Origin of the sequence: Burkholderia sp. ABCPW 11 (genome assembly GCF_001523445.1) — a bacterium.
Lineage (GTDB): Bacteria > Pseudomonadota > Gammaproteobacteria > Burkholderiales > Burkholderiaceae > Burkholderia.
On record NZ_LOVM01000046.1, the window covers coordinates 99157 to 119272 of the forward strand.

At 66.6% G+C, this 20116-nt stretch carries 14 protein-coding genes and 1 pseudogene; 11 read left to right on the forward strand and 4 right to left on the reverse strand.

What is annotated here, in order from left to right; genetic code table 11:
* Positions 1-112: 112 nt before the first annotated feature.
* Complete coding sequence (locus tag WS61_RS18710; protein WP_095211786.1) at positions 113-1681, reverse strand: ShlB/FhaC/HecB family hemolysin secretion/activation protein; 1569 nt, start codon at positions 1679-1681, stop codon at positions 113-115.
* Between the two features lie 549 nt (positions 1682-2230).
* Between WS61_RS18710 and fdhA the strand changes: the two genes are divergently transcribed.
* Positions 2231-3427 (forward strand): formaldehyde dehydrogenase, glutathione-independent, encoded by a 1197-nt coding sequence (gene fdhA / locus WS61_RS18715; protein ID WP_059502288.1) that lies wholly within the window; start codon positions 2231-2233, stop codon positions 3425-3427.
* 304 nt (positions 3428-3731) lie between these two features.
* Here the strand turns inward: fdhA and WS61_RS18720 are convergent, their stop codons facing one another.
* Positions 3732-4505, reverse strand: a complete 774-nt coding sequence (locus WS61_RS18720) for a hypothetical protein (protein ID WP_059502289.1) — start codon at positions 4503-4505, stop codon at positions 3732-3734.
* 225 nt (positions 4506-4730) lie between these two features.
* On the opposite strand from WS61_RS18720, the pseudogene WS61_RS33765 reads away from it, so the two are divergent.
* Positions 4731-5033: pseudogene (locus WS61_RS33765) on the forward strand (zinc ribbon domain-containing protein); the annotation flags it as partial.
* Between the two features lie 155 nt (positions 5034-5188).
* Here WS61_RS33765 and WS61_RS18725 read toward each other — a convergent pair.
* On the reverse strand, positions 5189-6610 hold the full coding sequence (locus tag WS61_RS18725) for a PLP-dependent aminotransferase family protein (protein ID WP_059502290.1): 1422 nt from the start codon (positions 6608-6610) through the stop codon (positions 5189-5191).
* Positions 6611-6877: 267 nt separating this feature from the next.
* On the opposite strand from WS61_RS18725, the gene WS61_RS18730 reads away from it, so the two are divergent.
* Entirely contained in the window at positions 6878-8290 is a 1413-nt protein-coding gene (locus tag WS61_RS18730) for a discoidin domain-containing protein (protein ID WP_059502292.1), read from the forward strand.
* A 70-nt stretch (positions 8291-8360) separates the two neighbouring features.
* Here the strand turns inward: WS61_RS18730 and WS61_RS18735 are convergent, their stop codons facing one another.
* Complete coding sequence (locus tag WS61_RS18735; RefSeq protein WP_080747627.1) at positions 8361-9476, reverse strand: GlxA family transcriptional regulator; 1116 nt, start codon at positions 9474-9476, stop codon at positions 8361-8363.
* A 355-nt stretch (positions 9477-9831) separates the two neighbouring features.
* Here WS61_RS18735 and WS61_RS18740 point away from each other — a divergent pair, with 355 nt between their 5' ends.
* The 8 genes from WS61_RS18740 (at position 9832) to WS61_RS18775 (ending at position 20099) form a co-directional block, all read left to right on the forward strand.
* Positions 9832-11106 carry a serine hydroxymethyltransferase gene (locus WS61_RS18740; RefSeq protein ID WP_059502295.1) on the forward strand — a complete coding sequence of 425 codons (1275 nt, stop codon included), beginning with the start codon at positions 9832-9834 and terminating at the stop codon, positions 11104-11106.
* A 38-nt stretch (positions 11107-11144) separates the two neighbouring features.
* Positions 11145-12116, forward strand: a complete 972-nt coding sequence (locus WS61_RS18745) for a dipeptidase (RefSeq protein WP_034204261.1) — start codon at positions 11145-11147, stop codon at positions 12114-12116.
* Positions 12117-12253: 137 nt separating this feature from the next.
* The gene (locus tag WS61_RS18750; protein WP_059502297.1) at positions 12254-12787 is read left to right on the forward strand and encodes a DUF5943 domain-containing protein; all 534 of its coding nucleotides are present in this window, start codon (positions 12254-12256) and stop codon (positions 12785-12787) included.
* 68 nt (positions 12788-12855) lie between these two features.
* Positions 12856-14919 carry an NADH:flavin oxidoreductase gene (locus WS61_RS18755; RefSeq protein WP_006488987.1) on the forward strand — a complete coding sequence of 688 codons (2064 nt, stop codon included), beginning with the start codon at positions 12856-12858 and terminating at the stop codon, positions 14917-14919.
* 3 nt (positions 14920-14922) lie between these two features.
* Positions 14923-16848 (forward strand): (Fe-S)-binding protein, encoded by a 1926-nt coding sequence (locus WS61_RS18760; RefSeq protein ID WP_059502298.1) that lies wholly within the window; start codon positions 14923-14925, stop codon positions 16846-16848.
* Between the two features lie 4 nt (positions 16849-16852).
* Positions 16853-18022 carry an electron transfer flavoprotein subunit alpha/FixB family protein gene (locus WS61_RS18765; protein WP_059502300.1) on the forward strand — a complete coding sequence of 390 codons (1170 nt, stop codon included), beginning with the start codon at positions 16853-16855 and terminating at the stop codon, positions 18020-18022.
* A complete protein-coding gene (locus WS61_RS18770; RefSeq protein ID WP_059502302.1) occupies positions 18019-18804 on the forward strand; it encodes a drug:proton antiporter in 786 nt (261 codons plus the stop codon). The genes WS61_RS18765 and WS61_RS18770 overlap by 4 nt, the downstream gene beginning before the upstream one ends.
* A gap of 53 nt (positions 18805-18857) precedes the next feature.
* The gene (locus tag WS61_RS18775) at positions 18858-20099 is read left to right on the forward strand and encodes an SRPBCC family protein (RefSeq protein WP_059502304.1); all 1242 of its coding nucleotides are present in this window, start codon (positions 18858-18860) and stop codon (positions 20097-20099) included.
* Positions 20100-20116 lie beyond the last annotated feature (17 nt).

Sequence of the window (20116 nt, forward strand, 5' to 3'; positions counted from 1 at the left end):
GACCGGTTGCGAAGCGGATCGATCTTCCGCTTCATGCGGCGGACGGTCATGCTGCCCGCCGCCGGGTTGCCGGCCCGCGGCGCCGCCGGGCCGGCGATCGGCGCCGGGCGACTCAGAAATACTGGGTCGCCTGAAGCCAGACACTTGGCGAGCGCGTGCTCGCGGCCGCGTCGTCGGACCTGCCGAACGGTCGCGACCACGCGACGTTGACCTGCCGGCTCGCGCCGTACCAGCCGACGCCGAGCCCTGCCGACGACAGCTGCAGCGTGTTGCGCTCCCGGTTCCACGGCTGCTTGTTGACCTGTACGCGCCCGGTATCGACGAAGGTGCTGACCTGCCAGCCGGGCGCGGCGAGATAGCGCAGTTCCGCGCTCGCCTGCCAGCCCTGATCGCCGCTGCCCGCGCCGAGCGCGTACCCGCGTACCCCATACGGGCCGCCGAGGCTGAATTTTTCCGTCGAGTCGAGATTGCGCGATGTGAGTTGTGCGCTGAGCTGCACGTAGAGCTGCAAGCGCGCAGTGATGGCCTGAAGCCGTACCGCACTGACGTTCAGCTTCGTGAACCGGCCGTGCGTTTTCGCGAACCGATTCGATCCGAGCGGATCGTTGCCGTTCATCCGGCCGATGCCGAGCGTCACGGACGCGCTGCTGCGTCCGCCGCCGAACCAGTCGTCCTGATTGCTGCCGGTGATGCTGAAAGAACCGATCTGGATGCGCTTCGCGCCATGCACGTCGAATGCGTTGTAGTCGTCGTGCAACTGCTTGTTTTCAAACAGGAACTGCGCGCTGACGTTCGCGCGGCGGCTGCGCAGCAGCGGTTGCGTGACGAACGCGCTTTGCACCGATGCACGGCCGTGATAGTCGAGATCGTCGAAGCTGCCGCCGACCCGGTATCGCATGTCGGAGTGCGCGACGCCGAGCCGCGTCGACGCCGGGCCGACAGGCAACTGGTATGCCACGCGGTAATAGCGCTGGCGCGCGTCGCTGACCAGCCCGCGCAGCGTGAACTGATCGCCGATACGCAGCGGCGCGTTGACGTCGACGCTGCCGGTGGCGCGATAACGGCCGGTGAGCGTGTCGCCATAGTTGTCGAGATCGACGGAGCCGGACGCGAGCGGGCCGGGTTCGACGTCGACGGAGAGATCGGTGGTGCCGGTTTCGGCACCGGGGCGCAGCGTGCCTTTCGCGGCGACGCCTGGCAGATCGTCGAGGAGCAGCAGGCTGCGCTCGAGCGCGTCGCCTTGCACGGCGTCGCCGGGCCGGAGGCCGGCGAGCGGCTGGCGCAGGACGCCGTCCAGCACGCGCGAGCGGTTGTTCAGTTCGACGGTGCCGTAACGGCCTTCGCTCACGTCGATCCGCACGGTGCCGCCGTCGATGTCCTGCTGCGGCAGGTAGGCGCGCGCGAGCACGTAGCCGTGTTCGCGGTAATACGCGGAGATCCGGTCGGCGGCTTGCCGGAGTTCGTCGAAGCTCAGTTCGCGGCCGACGAGATCCGCGAGAAGCGGTTGCAGCCGGTCGGCGCCGAACGCACGATTGCCGCCGATCGCGAATGCCTGCACCCGTACGCGCGGCCCGGCGTCGTCGCCGGGCGGCGGCGGCTTCGTGTCGGGCGGCGGCGGGATGGCGAGATCGGGCGGCGAGTCGGCGGGAAGGGCAGGACGTGTGGCCTCGATGTCACGCATCGATTGCCCGGCACTGGGCGGCAGCGCGTGCGCAATGCCCGGCATCGACAGCACGGCGCCGATGCACCAGACCGGGAGCCCCGCCCATTGAGCCGGGCAACCGGTGCGGGCGGCGCGATGCCGTGGACGAGACGTGCCGTGTAACGGGAGCGGCCGGCCCGAGATCGCCGATGCGGCAGCGGTATCGGAATCGGCGTGGTGTGAGTTGCTGTGGATGGGACGAATTTTCACCCTCGACGGATTGGCGCGCCGATAGCGCGTTGAGCGTCGGGGATACTACGGAGCGTGGCCGCGTTTTGATATTGGATGAGTACTAGGCCAACTGTGTTATCGATTTGTCTTGTCAGATTTTGTCGAAAACGGGGCGCGGCGGGCCGGATCTGTGTGCAGGCGTATCCCGGGGCGCCGATGTCGGCTCGGATCAAACGCATGTCGCGTTTGAGACATCGGCCCCCCTGCCTCCCGGACTACTCTCGAACAGCACGTTGCGCGTGCGCCGCAAGGGCCGGCGCGCCGCTGCGCCATCCAACGAGACATGGAGACAATACGATGAGCAGCAATCGAGGTGTCGTCTATCTTGGGCCGGGCCAGGTCGAAGTCCAGAAAATCGATTATCCGAAGATGGTCGACCCCAGCGGCCGCGCGATCGGCCACGGCGTGATCCTGAAAGTGGTCAGCACGAACATCTGCGGCTCCGACCAGCACATGGTGCGCGGCCGTACGACCGCGCCGGTCGGCCTCGTGCTCGGTCACGAGATCACCGGCGAAGTGATCGAAGTGGGCCCGGACGTCGAGACGCTGAAGATCGGCGATCTCGTGTCGGTGCCGTTCAACGTCGCGTGCGGCCGCTGCGCGATGTGCAAGGACACGCATACGGGCGTATGCCTGAACGTGAACCCGTCGCGGGCCGGCGGCGCGTACGGCTACGTCGACATGGGCGGCTGGATCGGCGGCCAGGCCGAATACGTGCTCGTGCCGTATGCCGATTTCAACCTGCTGAAATTCCCGGATCGCGACCAGGCGATGGCGAAGATCCGCGATCTGACCTGCCTGTCCGACATTCTGCCGACCGGTTATCACGGCGCGGTGAGCGCGGGCGTGAAGCCCGGTTCGACGGTCTACATCGCGGGCGCGGGCCCGGTCGGGATGGCGGCGGCCGCGTCGGCGCGCCTGCTCGGCGCGGCCGTGACGATCGTCGGCGACATGAACGCGGAGCGCCTCGCGCACGCACGGGCGATGGGCTTCGAGACGGTCGACCTGTCGAAGGACGCGTCGCTCGGCGAGCAGATCGAACAGATCCTCGGCGTGCCGGAGATCGACTGCGCGGTCGATTGCGTCGGCTTCGAGGCGCACGGCCACGGCTCGTCGGGCCATTCGGAGGAAGCGCCCGCGACGGTGCTGAACTCGCTGATGGAAATCACGCGCCCGGCCGGCGCGATCGGCATCCCGGGCCTGTACGTGACGGACGATCCGGGCGCGAAGGACAAGGCCGCACAGCACGGCAGCCTGAGCATCCGCTTCGGCCTCGGCTGGGCGAAGTCGCATTCGTTCTTCACGGGCCAGACGCCGGTGCTGAAGTACAACCGCAACCTGATGCAGGCGATCCTGTTCGACCGGCTGCCGATCGCGAAGATCGTCAACGTCGAAGTGATTTCGCTCGACCAGGCGCCGGAAGGCTACAAGAAGTTCGACGGCGGCGCGCCGCGCAAATTCGTCATCGACCCGCACGGGTTACTGGCGGCGTGATGCGCTAGCGTTCGACACGCGCGACACGAAGCGGGCGGTGCCGGAAACGGGCCGCCCGTTTTCGTTGCGGGAGCGAAGGCGGGGGAGGCAATGCGGCGAGCGGACGCGCCCCAGATGGCGGCCAGGGTCACGAGCTGCAGTGCATTCATCGACGGACTCCGGTGGACCGAGCGGCCGGCGTGCGATATGCGCCGGCGCGGGCGAATGCCCCATTGAACGTCATGCGTCCGTCGCGACACAAACGAGGTTTTGTGACGGGCGGTTTAGAAAGTTGAATCGACGGGCGCGCGAGCCTGGAGCGCGCTCAGTGGCCGCGATAGAGCTTCGCGATTTCGGCGTTGCTGGCCGCGGCGCGGCGGGTCCGCCCGGTGTGCAGGCTGACGCGGCGGATCGCGCGCGTGCGATGGGCGACGTCGCGGCCGCCTTTCCAGTCGGCCACGCGGACTGCGCCGGTGCGCATGCGGTCGGGCGCGCGCAACGACGGCGCGGCTTGCGCAACCGCCATCCTGCGCGCGGGTTTGCTGGCGAGCGGGGCGGCCGGTTGCGGATTGGCCGGTGGCGGATCGACTGCCACCCGTGTTTCATCGGTCGAATGAAACGGGTAGACGGGTGCCGGCACGACCGGTATCAATGGCTCGTTCGACGCTTGAAGTACGGCTTCGGTCGCGACGGCGGCCGGCGCGGCGGATCCGCGACAAGCGGGATCGGCCTTGCAGGTCTGGTCGATCGTCACGTAGCCGCCGACCAGCAGCACGAGCGTGAGAATGCTCAGGATCGGCGCGCTCGATGCGCGCGGCCGCTGGGAAGCCGCGTTGCGCAGCGCGCGGGCGACGCGCGACGACCATGTATGGAACGACCGCGGCGCATGCGCGGCACGCGCGTCGGCCGGCGTGCGGCGAATCGGTTCGAACGGCCAGTTCCACTGACCGCAAACGGGGCAATGCTCGAGCGCGCGGAACGCCACGAAACCGCATTCGCGGCAGCGGCAGCACGTCGCGTGCAGCGATTCGGCGCGCGCGTTCAGCACGGCACGCCAAGCATCGCGCGCACGGACGCTTCGGTTGGGCAGGACGCGCATGTCAGCGACCGACGGACGCTATCGTCGGGCTACACATAGGCGGTCGTTCGCATGCGATGTTCATCATTTGCTCCGAGAGACCCCGCCACTGATGGCGGGAAGGAAAGGCGTGCGGTTGACAGGCAGGTTCTTCCACGGGTTAGGATCACCTGCATGATTCTTGTCTACCGCTACCGGGTGAAGTCGCTCAACGGACTGCTCAACAAGCAGAGCCGTGCGGCGAACAGAACCAGGATGGCGAAGAGCGTCTACGACGCGTCCTGGTCGTCGTTCCGAAGCAAGCTCCGCTACAAAGCGATCGCGCACGGAGCCATGTTCGAGAAAGTCGACGAAAGCGGTTCTACCCAGTCCTGTTCGGCGTGCGGGTCGAAAGACAGCACGGCGCGGCCGAAAGGTATCGCGGGACTGAGAATAAGAGAGTGGACCTGCAGTGACTGTGGTGTCGAGCATGATCGAGATACCAACGCTGCGCTGAACATTCTCCGATGCGGACGTGCATCGCCAGGTGTGGGAATCCTCTCCTTTTAGGGAGAGGAGGACGTCAAGTGATTCTCCATAACATCGGACGCGTGGAACCCTTTCGTTCGCGGCTGCCTGCCGCTTCATTTTTGGTCGTTCGCGCGTGAAACGCAAGGCGCATGTCGCGCGTCGCGTGGCGCACGTTTCGTGCCGCCCGTCTCATGCTAGCTGCCGTGCCGCTGCCGGGACGCGAGCGTGCCCAGTGTCTCCAGCGCACGCTCGACGGCCGGTGTCCACGGACGCCCGTAGTTGAGCCGCAGATAGCGGCGGAAGCCGCCGGTGGCGGAAAAGATCGGCCCGGGCGCGATGCTGACGCCGCTTTCCATCGCGTCGTCGAACAGGTGCATCGCGTCCAGGTGCGGCGGCAGTTCGATCCACAGAAAATACCCGCCGCGCGGTGCGAACACTTCGGTGTCGGCCGGAAAATACGCGCGCACGGCCGAGAGCATCTGCGCCTGGTGCGCGGCGAGATTGCGTCGCAGCTTGCGCAGGAAACGGTCGTATGCGCCGTCGCGCAGGTAGCTCGAAATCGCCATCTGCGCCGGTACGTCGGCGGCCGGCGCGCTCGCGCTCTTGGCCTGGCGGATCTGCCGCACGAAGCGGCCGGCTGCGACCCAGCCGATCCGGAATCCCGGCGCGAGACATTTCGAGAACGACCCGCAATGCAGGACGAGCCCGCTGTCGTCATACAGTTTCGCGGGCCGCGTGGGGGCCGTGCCGAACTGCAGTTCGCCATACACGTCGTCCTCGATCAGCGGCACGCCGCGCGACGCGAGCAGGTCGATCAGCGCGCGCTTGCGCTCGTCGGTCAGCGTCGCGCCGGTCGGGTTGTGGAACGACGTCATGAACCAGCACGCGCGCACCGGATGCGTGTCGAGCGCCTCGGCGAGCGCGTCGAGGTCGAGGCCGGTGCGCGGGTCGACCGGAATCTCGATGGCCTTCAGGTGCAGGCGCTGGACGGCTTGCAGCACCGCGTGGAAGGCCGGCCGTTCGATCGCGACGATGTCGCCCGGGCGCGTCAGCGCCTGCAGGCTGAGCGTCAGCGCTTCGGTCGCCCCCGTCGTGATGACGATTTCCTCCAGCGGCAACGACCCGCCCGCGCTCAGATAGCGCAACGCGATCTGGCGGCGCAGCGCTTCGTTACCGGGCGGCAGGCCCGCGAGCAGTTTCGTGCGGTCCATGTTGCGGGCGGCCGACGCCACGTAACGCCACAGGCTGCTCATCGGGAACAGCGAATAGCTCGCGAATGCCGAGCCGAGCGGCACGATGTCGTCGCACTTGAGCGAATCGAGCAGGCGGAACAGCGCATCGTCGTCGCCGGTTTGCGCGGCGCCCGGCTTGCGCGGCGGATCGCGGGCGAACCGCACGTGCTTGTCCGAGAGGTTCGCAACGAAATAACCGGAGCGCGCCCGCGCGACGATTAGACCCTCGCTTTCGAGCGCGTAATACGCGCGAAACACGGTGGACGGGCTGACGCGATACGCGCGGCATGCCGCGCGCACGGTGGGAATGCGCGCGCCGGGCGCCAGGTCGCCGCGCCGGATCGCGTCGGCAATCGTCTGCGCCAGCACCGCATAACGCTTCATGCGTGTCCTCCCGGCGTTGGACCCAGATGACAAAGAGTAGTACGGCAGCCGTCACGTGCAAGCGCACCCTAAATCGCTGATCCGTATGTTTTAAGCGCGCTCTGATCCTTTTCTTTCGTCTGACCAGAAGGCACACTGCCGCAAGTTTTGTTCCCGATGTCCGACCGATACGGAATTCACGCTGCCCGACGGCGGATCCGTGACGCCCGCGCGTGCCGCGCGGGTCCTCGTCAGCGGCGTCCTTACCCTTACCCGGAAGCATCCAGCGTGAAATTGAAGACCCTCGTCACGGGCCTCGTGGCCGGCATCGCCCTCAATCTGGTCAGCGGCGTGGCCGCCGCAGCCTGCGTCAACAACCCCGCCGCCCAGCCGAACGCGACGTTTCCCGCCGCGCTGACCGGCAAGCTCGTCTATCACAGCTACGTGAAGTACGGCGACGGCACGAGCCAGCTGTTCCTGTACGATTTTTCGGCCCATACGCTGACGCAACTCAGCAAGAGCGCGTGGGGCATCACCGATCCGATGAACGGCGTGTTCAGCCCCGACGGCAAATGGCTCGCGTTCATGGGCATCCGCAACGGCGCATGGAACGTGTTCATGCTGCAGCTCGGCGCCGGCACGCCGCCCGTCAACATGACGAACAGCACGGGCGCCACCCGTAACGAAGACCCGAAGTTCAGCGCGGACGGCAAGACGCTCGTGTTCAAGCAGAACGGCGACGTCAAGCAGGCGACGCTGTCGTACACGAGCGCGGGCCCGGTATTCACGTCGGTCGTGAGCCTGACGAATGCGCCGGCGGGCGCCGAATACTCGATGCCGTTCCTCGCGCCGGACGCGAGCGCCGTGTATTACGCGACGGGCACCGGCTCGAACATGGGGCTGATGAAGCGCACGATCGCGACCGGGGCGACCGCCGTGTTCGATCGTCCGGCCGGGTTGCAGACGTACTACCCGATCGTGCGTGCGGACGGCATGGTGTACTACGCCCGCTGGAAGGACAGCGGCGGAGCCGACCAGATCTATGCGAAGACGGCCGACCCGGCGTCGACGCCGAGTGCGCTGGCGCTCAACGACTGCATGAGCAACAACTCGGACCCGGCACCTGTCAGTGGTACGAATTACCTGTTTTTCTCGTCGACGACGGCGGGCGGCTATCAGCTCTACGTCGGCGACGTGACGACCGGCCAGCGCTGGAGCCTGTCGCAGTTCGGCGTGAATGCGGACGCGACGAAGGCCAAGCTCGGGGCGAACTACTACGGCGGCCCGTCCGCCAAGCAGTTGACGCTGCTGTCGCAAGGGCGTCCGGCCGCCGCATCGGCGAGCTACAACGCGTCGCTGACGGCCGACAAGGCGTTCGACGGCAACACGACGAGCACGCGCTGGGATTCGCCGGAGGGGACGGGCGTCGATCCGCAATGGCTCTCTGTCGATCTCGGTGCGACGAAAACGATCAGCAGCATCGACCTGTACTGGGATGCGGGCGCGCTCGTCTACCAGATCCAGACGTCGAACGACAACGCGAACTGGACGACGATCTACTCGACGAGCAACGGCGTGTCGTACGGGCACGTGACGTTGCCGAACCTGAACGGGCAGGGGCGTTACGTGCGGATGCTCGGCACGAAGCGGGCGACGCAGTGGGGGTACTCGCTCGATGAAATGCAGGTGTGGGGATCGTAAGCGCAAACGCAAACGCAAACGGAAAAGCGGCCTTCGAGGCCGCTTTTTTTGGCTTCAGATAGTCCGCGCTTCACGCATGCAGCAGATGCGTCGGAAACGCCGGCCCGGCCGCCGCCGCGCCCTGCGCGAGCGGCGCAACCTGTTTGCGGCGCTCGCGGGTCGGCGCGACGCCGAACGCGTCGCGATAGCTCTTGCTGAAGTGGCATGCCGACTGGAAGCCGCACGCCATCGTGATGTGCATGATCGACATGTCGGTCTGCAGCAGCAGCTCGCGCGCGCGGCGCAGCCGCAGCGTCAGGTAGTAGTGCGTCGGCGTCATCCCGAGATGCTCGCGGAACAGGCGCTGCAACTGCCGTTGCGACATGTTCGCGAGCCGCGCGAGTTCCTCGCGCGACAGCGGCTCCTCGATGTTGTTCTCCATCAGCGAGATCACTTCGAACAGCGACTTGTTCGCCGAGCCGAGGCGAGCGACGAGCGGCATGCGCTGCTGCGCGCTCGTGTCGCGCACGTGTTCGACGATGAACTGCTCGGCGATCTGCGTGACGCGCGCGGTGCCGACGCGCGCGGCGATCAGGTTCAGCATCATGTCGAGCGGCGCGACGCCGCCCGTGCACGTGATGCGATCGCGGTCGATCACGAACAGTTCCTTCAGGAAGCGCGTGTCCGGAAACTCTTCCTTCAGCGCCGACATGTTCTCCCAGTGGATCGCGCACGCATAGCCCGCGAGCAGCCCCGACTTCGCGAGTGCATAGGTGCCCGTGCACAGGCTGCCGAGCGGCAGCCCCGAGCGCGCGAAGCGGCGCAGCGTCGACAGATGGGCAGGCGTGGTCGCGCGCTGCACGTCGACGCCGCCGCACACGAACACGATGTCGGGCTGCCCCACGCATTCGGCCGGCCCCGTGTCGACCGTGAGGCCGTTGCTCGCCGTGACCGGGCCGCCGTCCGGACTGATCACCGACCAGCGGTAGAGCGGCTGGCCGCTCAGATAGTTCGCCATCCGAAGCACCTCGATCGCATTGGTGAACGCGATCATCGTGAAGTTCGGTAAAGGCATGAACGCGAAGTGGGACAGCGACGCTGTGCGGTCGGGCGACATGGGGAGCGTTCCTTGAATCTCTAATAGCTTTTGGCCCGGGGCACGGATCGGGCTGCGATATTGTGTGAGCGAGTGCAACAAGCGTGCCATACGGCTAAACCCTAGCTCCATACGTTGTCTGGGCATCGGGCGGTTGCTGCGCTGCACCGTATCCGGGAGACGCCGCACTCGAACGTGCGGCAAACGCACTGCCGGTGTGCGTGTCCATAGGTGAACCGCCCACACCGTTTCGGGCGGTCGACCCGAAAAGTACGACCGGTCACTTGTATAAAACGGACGCGCATGGCGGAAAAGGCAAAGAACGCGTCTAAATTCATCAATCCGCCGAAAATCCGAACGACAAGAATAGAGCCGTCGGCAGCCTTGCACTGGACGCGCGGGAATCCCAGGCACGGCGGCCCTTGAGCTTCGGTTGCAGCCCTTTATTCTTCGTCACGGACGCACTATGTCGAATACCCAGCCTTTCTTCTCGCAGCCCCTTGCCGAGCGCGACGCGCCGGTGCGCAGCGCCATCCTGAAGGAACTCGAGCGTCAGCAGTCGCAGGTCGAGCTGATCGCGTCGGAAAACATCGTGTCGCGCGCCGTGCTCGAGGCGCAGGGCTCGGTATTGACCAACAAGTATGCGGAAGGCTATCCCGGCAAGCGCTACTACGGCGGCTGCGAATTCGCCGATGAAGTCGAGGCGCTCGCGATCGACCGCGTGAAGCAGATCTTCAACGCCGGCTATGCGAACGTGCAGCCGCACTCGGGCGCGCAGGCGAACGGTTCGGTGATGCTCGCGCTGGCCAAGCCGGGCGACACCGTGCTCGGCATGTCGCTCGACGCGGGCGGCCATCTGACGCACGGCGCAAAGCCGGCGCTGTCGGGCAAGTGGTTCAACGCCGTCCAGTACGGCGTGAATCGCGACACGCTGCGCATCGATTACGACCAGGTCGAGGCGCTCGCCCACGAGCACAAGCCGAGCCTCATCATCGCCGGCTTCTCGGCGTACCCGCGCGCGCTCGACTTCGCGCGCTTTCGCGCGATCGCCGACAGCGTCGGCGCGAAGCTGATGGTCGACATGGCGCACATCGCGGGCGTGATCGCCGCCGGCCGCCACGCGAACCCGGTCGAGCACGCGCACGTCGTCACGTCGACCACGCACAAGACGCTGCGCGGCCCGCGCGGCGGCTTCGTGCTGACCAACGACGAGGAGATCGCGAAGAAGATCAACTCGGCCGTGTTCCCCGGCCTGCAGGGCGGCCCGCTGATGCACGTGATCGCCGGCAAGGCGGTAGCGTTCGGCGAAGTGCTGCATGCGGACTTCAAGACCTACATCGACAACGTGCTCGCGAACGCACAGGCGCTCGGCGAAGTGCTGAAGGCCGGCGGCGTCGATCTCGTCACGGGCGGCACCGACAATCACCTGCTGCTGGTCGACCTGCGCCCGAAGGGCCTGAAGGGCGCGCCGGTCGAGCAGGCGCTGGAACGCGCGGGCATCACCTGCAACAAGAACGGCATCCCGTTCGACACCGAGAAGCCGACCGTCACGTCGGGCATCCGTCTCGGCACGCCGGCGGGCACGACGCGCGGCTTCGGCGTCGCGGAGTTCCGCGAGATCGGCCGCCTGATCCTCGAAGTGTTCGACGCGTTGCGCGCGAATCCGGAAGGCGATCCGGCGACCGAACAGCGCGTGCGCCGCGAGATCTTCGCGCTCTGCGAGCGCTTCCCGATCTACTGATCGACCCCACCAGAACAGTCACACGAGCGAGAGCAGATATGAGCACGCTGCATCAGGACAGCATCATCATCGACGGACTGAACATCTCGAAGTTCGAGAAGCCGGTGTTCGAGGACATGCGAAAGGGCGGCATCACGGCCGCGAACTGCACGGTGTCGGTGTGGGAGAACTTCGCCAAGACCGTCGACAACATCGGCGTGATGAAGAAGAAGATCCGCGACAACGGCGAGCTGCTGACGCTCGTGCGCACGACGGACGACATCTTCCGCGCGAAGAAGGAAGGCAAGACCGGGATCATCCTCGGCTTCCAGAACGCGCATGCGTTCGAGGACAACCTTGGCTACATCGAGGCGTTCGCCGACATGGGCGTGCGCGTCGTGCAGCTTTGCTACAACACGCAGAACCTGGTCGGCACCGGCTGCTACGAGCGCGACGGCGGGCTGTCGGACTTCGGCCGCGAAGTGATCACCGAGATGAACCGCGTCGGCATCATGGTCGACCTGTCGCATGTGGGCGGCAACACGTCGTCGGAAGCGATCGCATTCTCGAAGAAGCCGGTGTGCTATTCGCACTGCCTGCCGTCGGGCCTGAAGGAGCATCCGCGCAACAAGAGCGACGCGCAGCTGAAGGAGATCGCCGATGCGGGCGGCTTCGTCGGCGTGACGATGTTCGCGCCGTTCCTGAAGCGCGGGATCGAAGCGAACATCGACGACTACATCGAGGCGATCGACTACGTCGTGAACCTGATCGGCGAGGATGCGGTGGGCATCGGCACGGACTTCACGCAGGACTATGCGAAGGAGTTCTTCGACATGCTCACGCACGACAAGGGCCGCTATCGCCAGCTGACGAACTTCGGCAAGGTGATCAACCCGGAAGGTATCCGCACGATCGGCGAATTCCCGAACCTGACCGCCGCGATGGAGCGTCACGGCTGGAAGGAATCGCGGATCCGCAAGATCATGGGCGAGAACTGGGTGCGCGTGTTCAAGGACGTGTGGGGCGCGTAAGCGCCACGTCCGCCGAACCGCCCCCGCGTTTCAACATAAAAAAATCGGGACGTGCCCGCGCTTGCCGCGCGGGCACGCGGACGATGTCGCGCCTGCGCACTGAGCCGCGCGGCCAATTTCCTCACGGAGTCACCACGATGCAACCGCAACTGCCGATCAACGTCGATCCCGATACCGGCGTCTGGACCACCGACGCGCTGCCGATGCTGTACGTGCCGCGCCACTTCTTCACGAACAATCACGTCGCCGTCGAGGAAGCGCTCGGCGTCGAAGCGTATGCCGAGATCCTCTACAAGGCCGGCTACAAGTCCGCGTACCACTGGTGCGACAAGGAAGCGAAGCAGCACGGCCTGACCGGCATGGCCGTGTTCGAGCACTACCTGAAGCGCCTGTCGCAACGCGGCTGGGGCCTGTTCTCGATCATCGAGGCCGATCCGGCCAGCGCCCGCGCGAAGATCGAACTGCGCCACTCGTCGTTCGTGCTCCAGCAGCCGGGCAAGGAAGGAAAGCTCTGCTACATGTTCGCGGGCTGGTTCGCGGGCGCGATGGACTGGGTCAACGATACGACGCCGGAAGGCAAGAACGCGCCGCGCGCGCAATCGAAGGAAGTGCAGTGTGCGGCCGAGCATCACGACCACTGCGTCTTCGAAGTGTCGCCGATCGCGCACTGATGCATTGATTCACTGAAACATATAAACACCCGCAACACGAGACATTCGAACGCCAGAGGTCGCCTGCGATGCGTTATCCCCACCTGTTCAAACCCATGCAGCTGAACCAGCTGACGCTGCGCAACCGGATCGTCAGCACCGCGCACGCGGAGGTGTATGCCGAGCCGGGCGGCCTGCCGGGCGACCGCTATATCCGCTACTACGAAGAAAAGGCGAAGGGTGGCGTCGGCCTGGCCATCTGCGGCGGCTCGAGCCCGGTCTCGATCGACAGCCCGCAAGGCTGGTGGAAATCGGTGAACCTGTCGACCGACAAGATCATCGATCCGCTCACGCGCCTGGCCGACACGATGCACAAGCACGGCGCGAAGATCATGATCCAGGCGACGCACATGGGCCGCCGCTCGTCGTTCCACGGCGAGCACTGGCCGCACCTGATGTCGCCGTCGGGCGTGCGCGAGCCCGTGCACCGCGGCAACGCGAAGATCATCGAGATCGAGGAAATCCGCCGCATCATCGGCGATTTCGCGGCGGCCGCGAAGCGCGTGAAGGCGGCCGGCATGGACGGCATCGAAATCTCCGCCGCGCACCAGCACCTGATCGACCAGTTCTGGAGCAAGCGTTCGAACCATCGCACCGACGAATGGGGCGGCAGCCTCGAAAACCGCCTGCGCTTCGGCATCGAAGTGCTGACGGCCGTGCGCGAGGCGGTCGGCAAGGACTTCTGCGTCGGCCTGCGCATGTGCGGCGACGAATTCCACGAGGACGGCCTCGATCACGAGGCGCTGAAGGAAATCGCGCAGGCGATGTCGGAGACGGGCCTGATCGACTACCTGAGCGTGGTCGGATCGGGCGGCGACACGCACAACACGATCGCGAACTGCATGCCGCCGATGGCGTTGCCGCCGGAGCCGTTCGTGCATCTCGCGGCCGGCATCAAGTCGGTCGTGAAGATTCCGGTGATGCACGCGCAGAGCATCCGCGATGCGGGCCAGGCCGAGCGCCTGCTCGCGAACGGCATGATCGACCTGGTCGGCATGACGCGCGCGCAGATCGCCGATCCGCACATGGTGATCAAGATCCGCGACGGCCGCGAGGACGAAATCAAGCAGTGCGTCGGCGCGAACTACTGTATCGACCGCCAGTACAACGGCCTCGACGTGCTGTGCATCCAGAACGCGGCGACGTCGCGCGAAGCGACGATGCCGCACATCATCGAGAAGTCGCGCGGCCCGAAGCGCAAGGTCGTGGTGGTCGGCGCCGGCCCCGCGGGGCTCGAGGCTGCTCGCGTCGCGAAGCTGCGCGGCCACGACGTCGTGTTGTTCGAGAAGAACGCGGAAGTGGGCGGCCAGGTGATGATCGCCGCGAAGGCGCCGCAGCGCGAGCAGATGTCGGGGATCATCCGCTGGTTCGACATGGAAACGAAGCGTCTGGGCGTCGACCGGCGTCTCGGCGTGGCCGCCGACGAGAAGATGATCATGGCCGAGAAGCCGGACATCGTCGTGCTCGCGACGGGCGGCTCGAGCTTCACGTGGCAGGTGCCGGCGTGGGGCGTGGCCGAAGGCCTCGCCGTCAGCTCGTGGGACATCCTGACCGGCAAGGTCGAGCCAAAGCAGAACGTGCTGCTGTTCGACGGCGTGAGCACGCATGCGGGCGCGGGCGTGGCCGACTTCATGGCGAGCCGCGGCTCGAAGGTCGAGGTCGTCACGCCGGACGTGAAGGTGGCCGACGACTGCGGCGGCACGACGTTCCCGATCTTCTATCGCCGGCTGTACGCATTCGGCGTGATCCCGACGCCGAACACGATGCTCGATCGCGTCTATGAAGAGAACGGCAAGATGATCGCCGTGCTGCGCAACGAATACACGGAAGAGCTGGAAGAGCGCGCGGTCGATCAGGTGGTGATCGAAAACGGTTCGTCGCCGAACGACGAACTGTACTGGAAGCTCAAGCCGGAATCGGTGAACCGCGGCCAGATCGATCCGCACACGCTGTTCGCGGCCGAGCCGCAGCCGTGCCTGTCGGAAGAACTCGGCAACGGCCGTTTCCTGCTGTTCCGTGTCGGCGACTGCATTTCGATGCACAACGTCCACGGGGCCATCTACGACTCGCTGCGTCTCGTGAAGGATTTCTAAAAGATGAACCCGTCCTTCCTCATTACCGCCCTGTTGTGGCTGTCGGTGGCGGGGCTCGCGTTCGCGGTCGCGAAGCGCTCGTCTTACTGGCGTCTGGGCCGCGCCACGGCGCCGGGCTCGTTCGGCGTCGCGAACCTGTTCGCGATTCCGAAGCGTTATTTCGTCGACCTGCACCACGTGGTCGCCCGCGATCCGTACATCGCGAAGACCCACGTCGCGACCGCCGGCGGCGCGATCGGCGCGCTCGCGCTGGTGTTCGTCAACTACGGCCTTGCGATCTACTCGCCGTGGCTCGACAAGCTGATCTTCCTCGCGGCGCTCGCGATGCTGGTCGGCGCGGTGTTCGTGTGGCGTCGACGCGCGGCGAAGGACGTGCCGGCGCGCCTGTCGCGCGGCCCGTGGAATACGCTGCCCTGGCTGCTCGGTTCGTTCGCGCTCGGGCTCGTGCTGTTCATGCTGGTGCCGACCGGTGCGATGTCGGGGGCGTTCGCGGTGCTCTGCGCGCTGCTGATCGGCATCGGCGCGTTCACGATGACGATCGGCGCCGCGAAGGGCGGCCCGATGAAGCATGCGATCGCCGGCCTGCTGCACCTCGCGTTCCACCCGCGCCAGGAGCGTTTCGCCGCGACGCGCGAATCGTTCACCGGCAACGGCACGGCCACGCCGCCGACCGCGCTGAAGCTGCCGGACATCGAGCATCAGGAGTACGGCGTCGCGAAGCCGGTCGAGTTCCGCTGGAACCAGTTGCTGAGCTTCGACGCCTGCGTGCAGTGCGGCAAGTGCGAAGCCGCGTGCCCCGCGTTCGCGTCGGGCCAGCCGCTGAATCCGAAGAAGCTGATCCAGGATCTCGTGGTCGGGATGGCCGGCGGCACCGATGCGGCGTACGCGGGCAGCCCGTCGCCGGGCATCCCGGTCGGCCAGCATCGCGGCGAGCCGAACGGCCCGATCGTGTCGGGCCTGATCGAGGAGCAGACGCTGTGGTCGTGCACGACCTGCCGCGCTTGCGTGCAGGAGTGCCCGATGCTGATCGAGCACGTCGACGCGATCGTCGACATGCGCCGCAACCGCACGCTCGTGCACGGCACGGTACCGGGCAAGGGCCAGGAAGTGCTCGCGAACCTGCGCGAGACGGGCACGATGGGCGGCTACGACACGGCCGCACGTTACGACTGGTCGGTGGACCTGAGCGCACCCGTCGCGCAACCCGGCAAGCCGGTCGACGTGCTGTTCGTCGCGGGCGAAGGCGCGTTCGACATGCGCTATCAGCGTACGCTGCGTGCGTTCGTGAAGGTGCTGAACAAGGCGGGCGTCGACTACGCCGTGCTCGGCCCGGCCGAGACCGACACGGGCGACGTCGCCCGCCGGCTCGGCGACGAAGCGACGTTCCAGCAGATGGCGAAGCGCCTGATCGGCACGCTCGGCACGCTGTCGTACAAGCAGATCGTGACGGCCGACCCGCACGTGATGCACAGCCTGCGCAACGAATACCGTGCGCTCGGGCTGCGCGTGACGGTCAAGCATCACACCACCTATCTGGCCGAACTGGCCGACAGCGGCAAGATCGCGCCGAAGGCCGTCGAGGCGCTGCAGGAGAAACGCACGACCTATCACGATCCGTGCTACCTCGGCCGCTACAACGGCGAGACGGAAGCGCCGCGCAAGCTGCTGAAGACGATCGGCATCCAGGTCGTCGAGATGGAGCGCAACGGCATGCGCGGCCGCTGCTGCGGCGGTGGCGGCGGTGCGCCGCTGACCGACATCCCGGGCAAGCAGCGCATCCCGGACATCCGCATCGCCGACGCGCGTACGATCGGCGCGGACGTGGTCGCGGTTGCGTGCCCGAACTGCACGGCCATGCTCGAAGGCGTCGTGGGCCCGCGCCCCGACGTGCTCGACGTCGCCGAACTCGTCGCCGCCTCGCTGGAGTGAATCGATGAATACGATCAAACGAATCGATCCGCGCCGGCCGTTCGTCATCACGGCCGCCGGCCTGAAGCGCATCACGCTTGGCGAGGAAGGCAGCGCCGATGCGAACGCCGCGCAGTGGTCCGCGCACGGTCATGGCGCCGCGGCCGCGAAGCCGCGCCGCGCGCTGCAGGATCCGAAGCACGTGATGCTGGTGGTCGCGCATAGCGAACGCGGCGCGCTCGACGACCATTCGCGGCAGGCGATCGCCGCCGCGGCCGTGCTCGCCGATGCGCAAACCGAAGTCGCGCTGCTCGCGTTCGGCGAACTGAAGGACGACGTGGCCGAACTCGGCGTCGACAAGCTGCTCGAGCTGGCCGGCTTCGAACGCCGTGCGTTCGATCCCGAAAGCGAATTGCAAGCATTGCAGGCCTGCGTGGCCGCGCTCGCGCCGAAACACGTGTTCGTGCCCGACAACGCGACGGGCGACGGCGATCTCGGCCGGCGTTACGCGGCGGCCGCCGGCGCGAGCGTCGCGACTCACGTCGTCGAAATCGACGCGAAGCATGTCGGCGCGTATGCCCAGGCGGGACGTGCGTTCGCCACCCGTGCGCTGCCCGACGTGATCCTGCTCGCGCAGAACGCGGTTGAAGCGAAGCTGCCGTTCGTCGGCGCGGGCGAACGCGTCGCCGCCGATTTCATCAACCCGGCACGCGACGCCGCGCAGCCGTACCGCGATCTCGGTCTCGACGAAATCGACGCGGCGCAGGTCGCGCTCGAGGAAGCCGATTTCATCGTGTCGGCCGGCAACGGCGTGTCCGACATCGGTGCGTTCGAGCGGCTGGCCGGCGTGTTCGGCGCGGCGATCGGCGCGAGTCGCGTCGCGGTCGACAACGGCCACTTCACGCGCGACAAGCAGGTCGGCGCGACCGGCAAGACGGTCGAGGCGAGCGTGTACATCGCATTCGGCATCTCCGGCGCGGTGCAGCACCTGCAGGGGATCAAGGACTGCCGCCACGTGATCGCGGTGAACCTCGACGGCAGCGCGCCGATCGCGAAGCGCGCGAACCTGACGGTGGTCGGCGACGCGCAGGCGACGATCGCCGCGCTGATCGAGCAGGTCCAGGCCGCGCGGGCCGCGCGCGGCGAATCGCCGGCCGCGGTCGGCACCCGTGAACCGGAAGGAGTCGCCGCATGAACGCCCCTCGCCCCTTGCAACGCATCGCGGTGCTCGTGTCCGTCGGCCGGCATCCGGTCAGCGGCGTCGCGCGCTACAGCCGCAACGATGCGGCCGCGCTCGAAACCGGCCGCCAGCTCGCGGACAAGCATCGCGCGACGCTCGACGTGATCCATGCAGGCGACCCCGCGAATGCGGCGCTTGCCGACTATCTGGCGCTCGGCGCGCGGGAGGTCGAAGTGCTGGCCTGCCGCGACGGCGACGACGCCGTGCACGCACTCGCCGCGCGTCTCGACGGCTACGACCTCGTGCTGACCGGCACGCGCGCCGAGGGCGCGTACGACACCGGGATGCTGCCGTACCGCGTCGCCGCGGCGCTCGGCTATCCGCTCGTCGGCTCGGCCGTCGACGTGACGGTCGAAGGCGGCCGCGCGGCGGTCCGGCAATTTTTGCCGAAAGGGCTGCGGCGGCGTGTCGACGCGGCGCTGCCGGCCGTCGTCGCGGTGCATCCGCTCGCCGGTGTCGAGCCGCGCTATGCGTATGCGCGGCTGCGCGCCGGCGCGATCCGGCCGGCGCTTGCGGCACCCGGTGCGGACGCCGACGCGGCCGCGTGGACGGTCGGCCCGGTCGAGCGTAAACCCGTAAAGCTGGTCGCCGCCGAGAAGCGCTCCGGGCATGCCCGGATGCTGTCCGCGACGACGACCGAAAGCCGCGGCGGCAACGTCGTAAATGAAGGGAGTTCGGTCGAAAAAGCACAAGTGATCCTCGCGTATTTGCGCGAGCATCAGCTCATCGACTACTGATTTTGATGCCTGTCGGCAAGACACCCAGGGATGCAAGGAATCCGGAGCAAACGATGAAAGTATCGGCAGACATTCGTGCATTGATCGAGCGGCGCAAGGAAGGGCACAGCCTCGACGCACCGTTCTACACGAGCGAGGACATCTTCGCGCTCGACATGGAGGCGATTTTCCGCCAGCACTGGATCCAGGTGGCGATCGAACCGGACATTCCCGAGCCGGGCGACTACGTGACCGTGCAGTTGGGCAGCGATTCGATCCTGATTGTGCGCGACGACGACATGGCGATCCGCGCGTTCCACAACGTGTGCCGTCACCGCGGCGCGCGCCTGTGCAACGAAGACAAGGGCTCGGTCGGCAACATCGTGTGCCCGTACCACAGCTGGACCTACAACCTGACGGGCCAGTTGATGTTCGCCGAGCACATGGGCGAGAAGTTCGACCGTTGCAAGCACAGCCTGAAGTCGGTGCACGTCGAGAACCTCGCGGGCCTGATCTTCATCTGCCTCGCCGACGAGCCGCCGGCCGATTTCGCGCAGATGCGGGCCGAGATGGAGCCGTACCTGCTGCCGCACGACCTGCCGAACACGAAGATCGCCGCGCAGATCGACATCATCGAGGAAGGCAACTGGAAGCTCACGATGGAGAACAACCGCGAGTGCTATCACTGCGTCGCGAACCATCCGGAGCTGACGATCTCGCTGTACGAATACGGCTTCGGCTACCAGCGTTCCGACGCGAACGCCGAAGGCATGGACGCATTCGCCGAAACCTGCGTGCGTCGCGGCAAGGAATGGGCCGAGATGGGCCTGCCGTCCGCAGAAATCGAAAAGCTGCTCGACGTGACGGGTTTCCGCACGCAGCGCCTGCCGCTGGACCGCGACGGCGAATCGCAGACGCTCGACGCGAAGGTCGCATCGAAGAAGCTGCTCGGCGGCTTCGACAGGGCCGATCTCGGCGGGCTGTCGTTCTGGACGCAGCCGAACTCGTGGCACCACTTCATGAGCGATCACATCGTGACGTTCTCGGTGATTCCGCTGTCGGCCGGCAAGACGCTGGTGCGCACGAAGTGGCTCGTGCACAAGGACGCGAAGGAAGGCATCGACTACGACGTGAAGAACCTCACGGCCGTGTGGAACGCGACCAACGACCAGGATCGCGCGCTCGTCGAATTCTCGCAGCGCGGCGCGAACAGCAGCGCGTACGAGCCGGGCCCGTATTCGCCGTACACGGAAGGTCTCGTCGAAAAATTCTCGGCCTGGTACATCGGCCGGCTCGCCGAAAAAACCGGCGAATAGTACCCAGCGTATAAGCG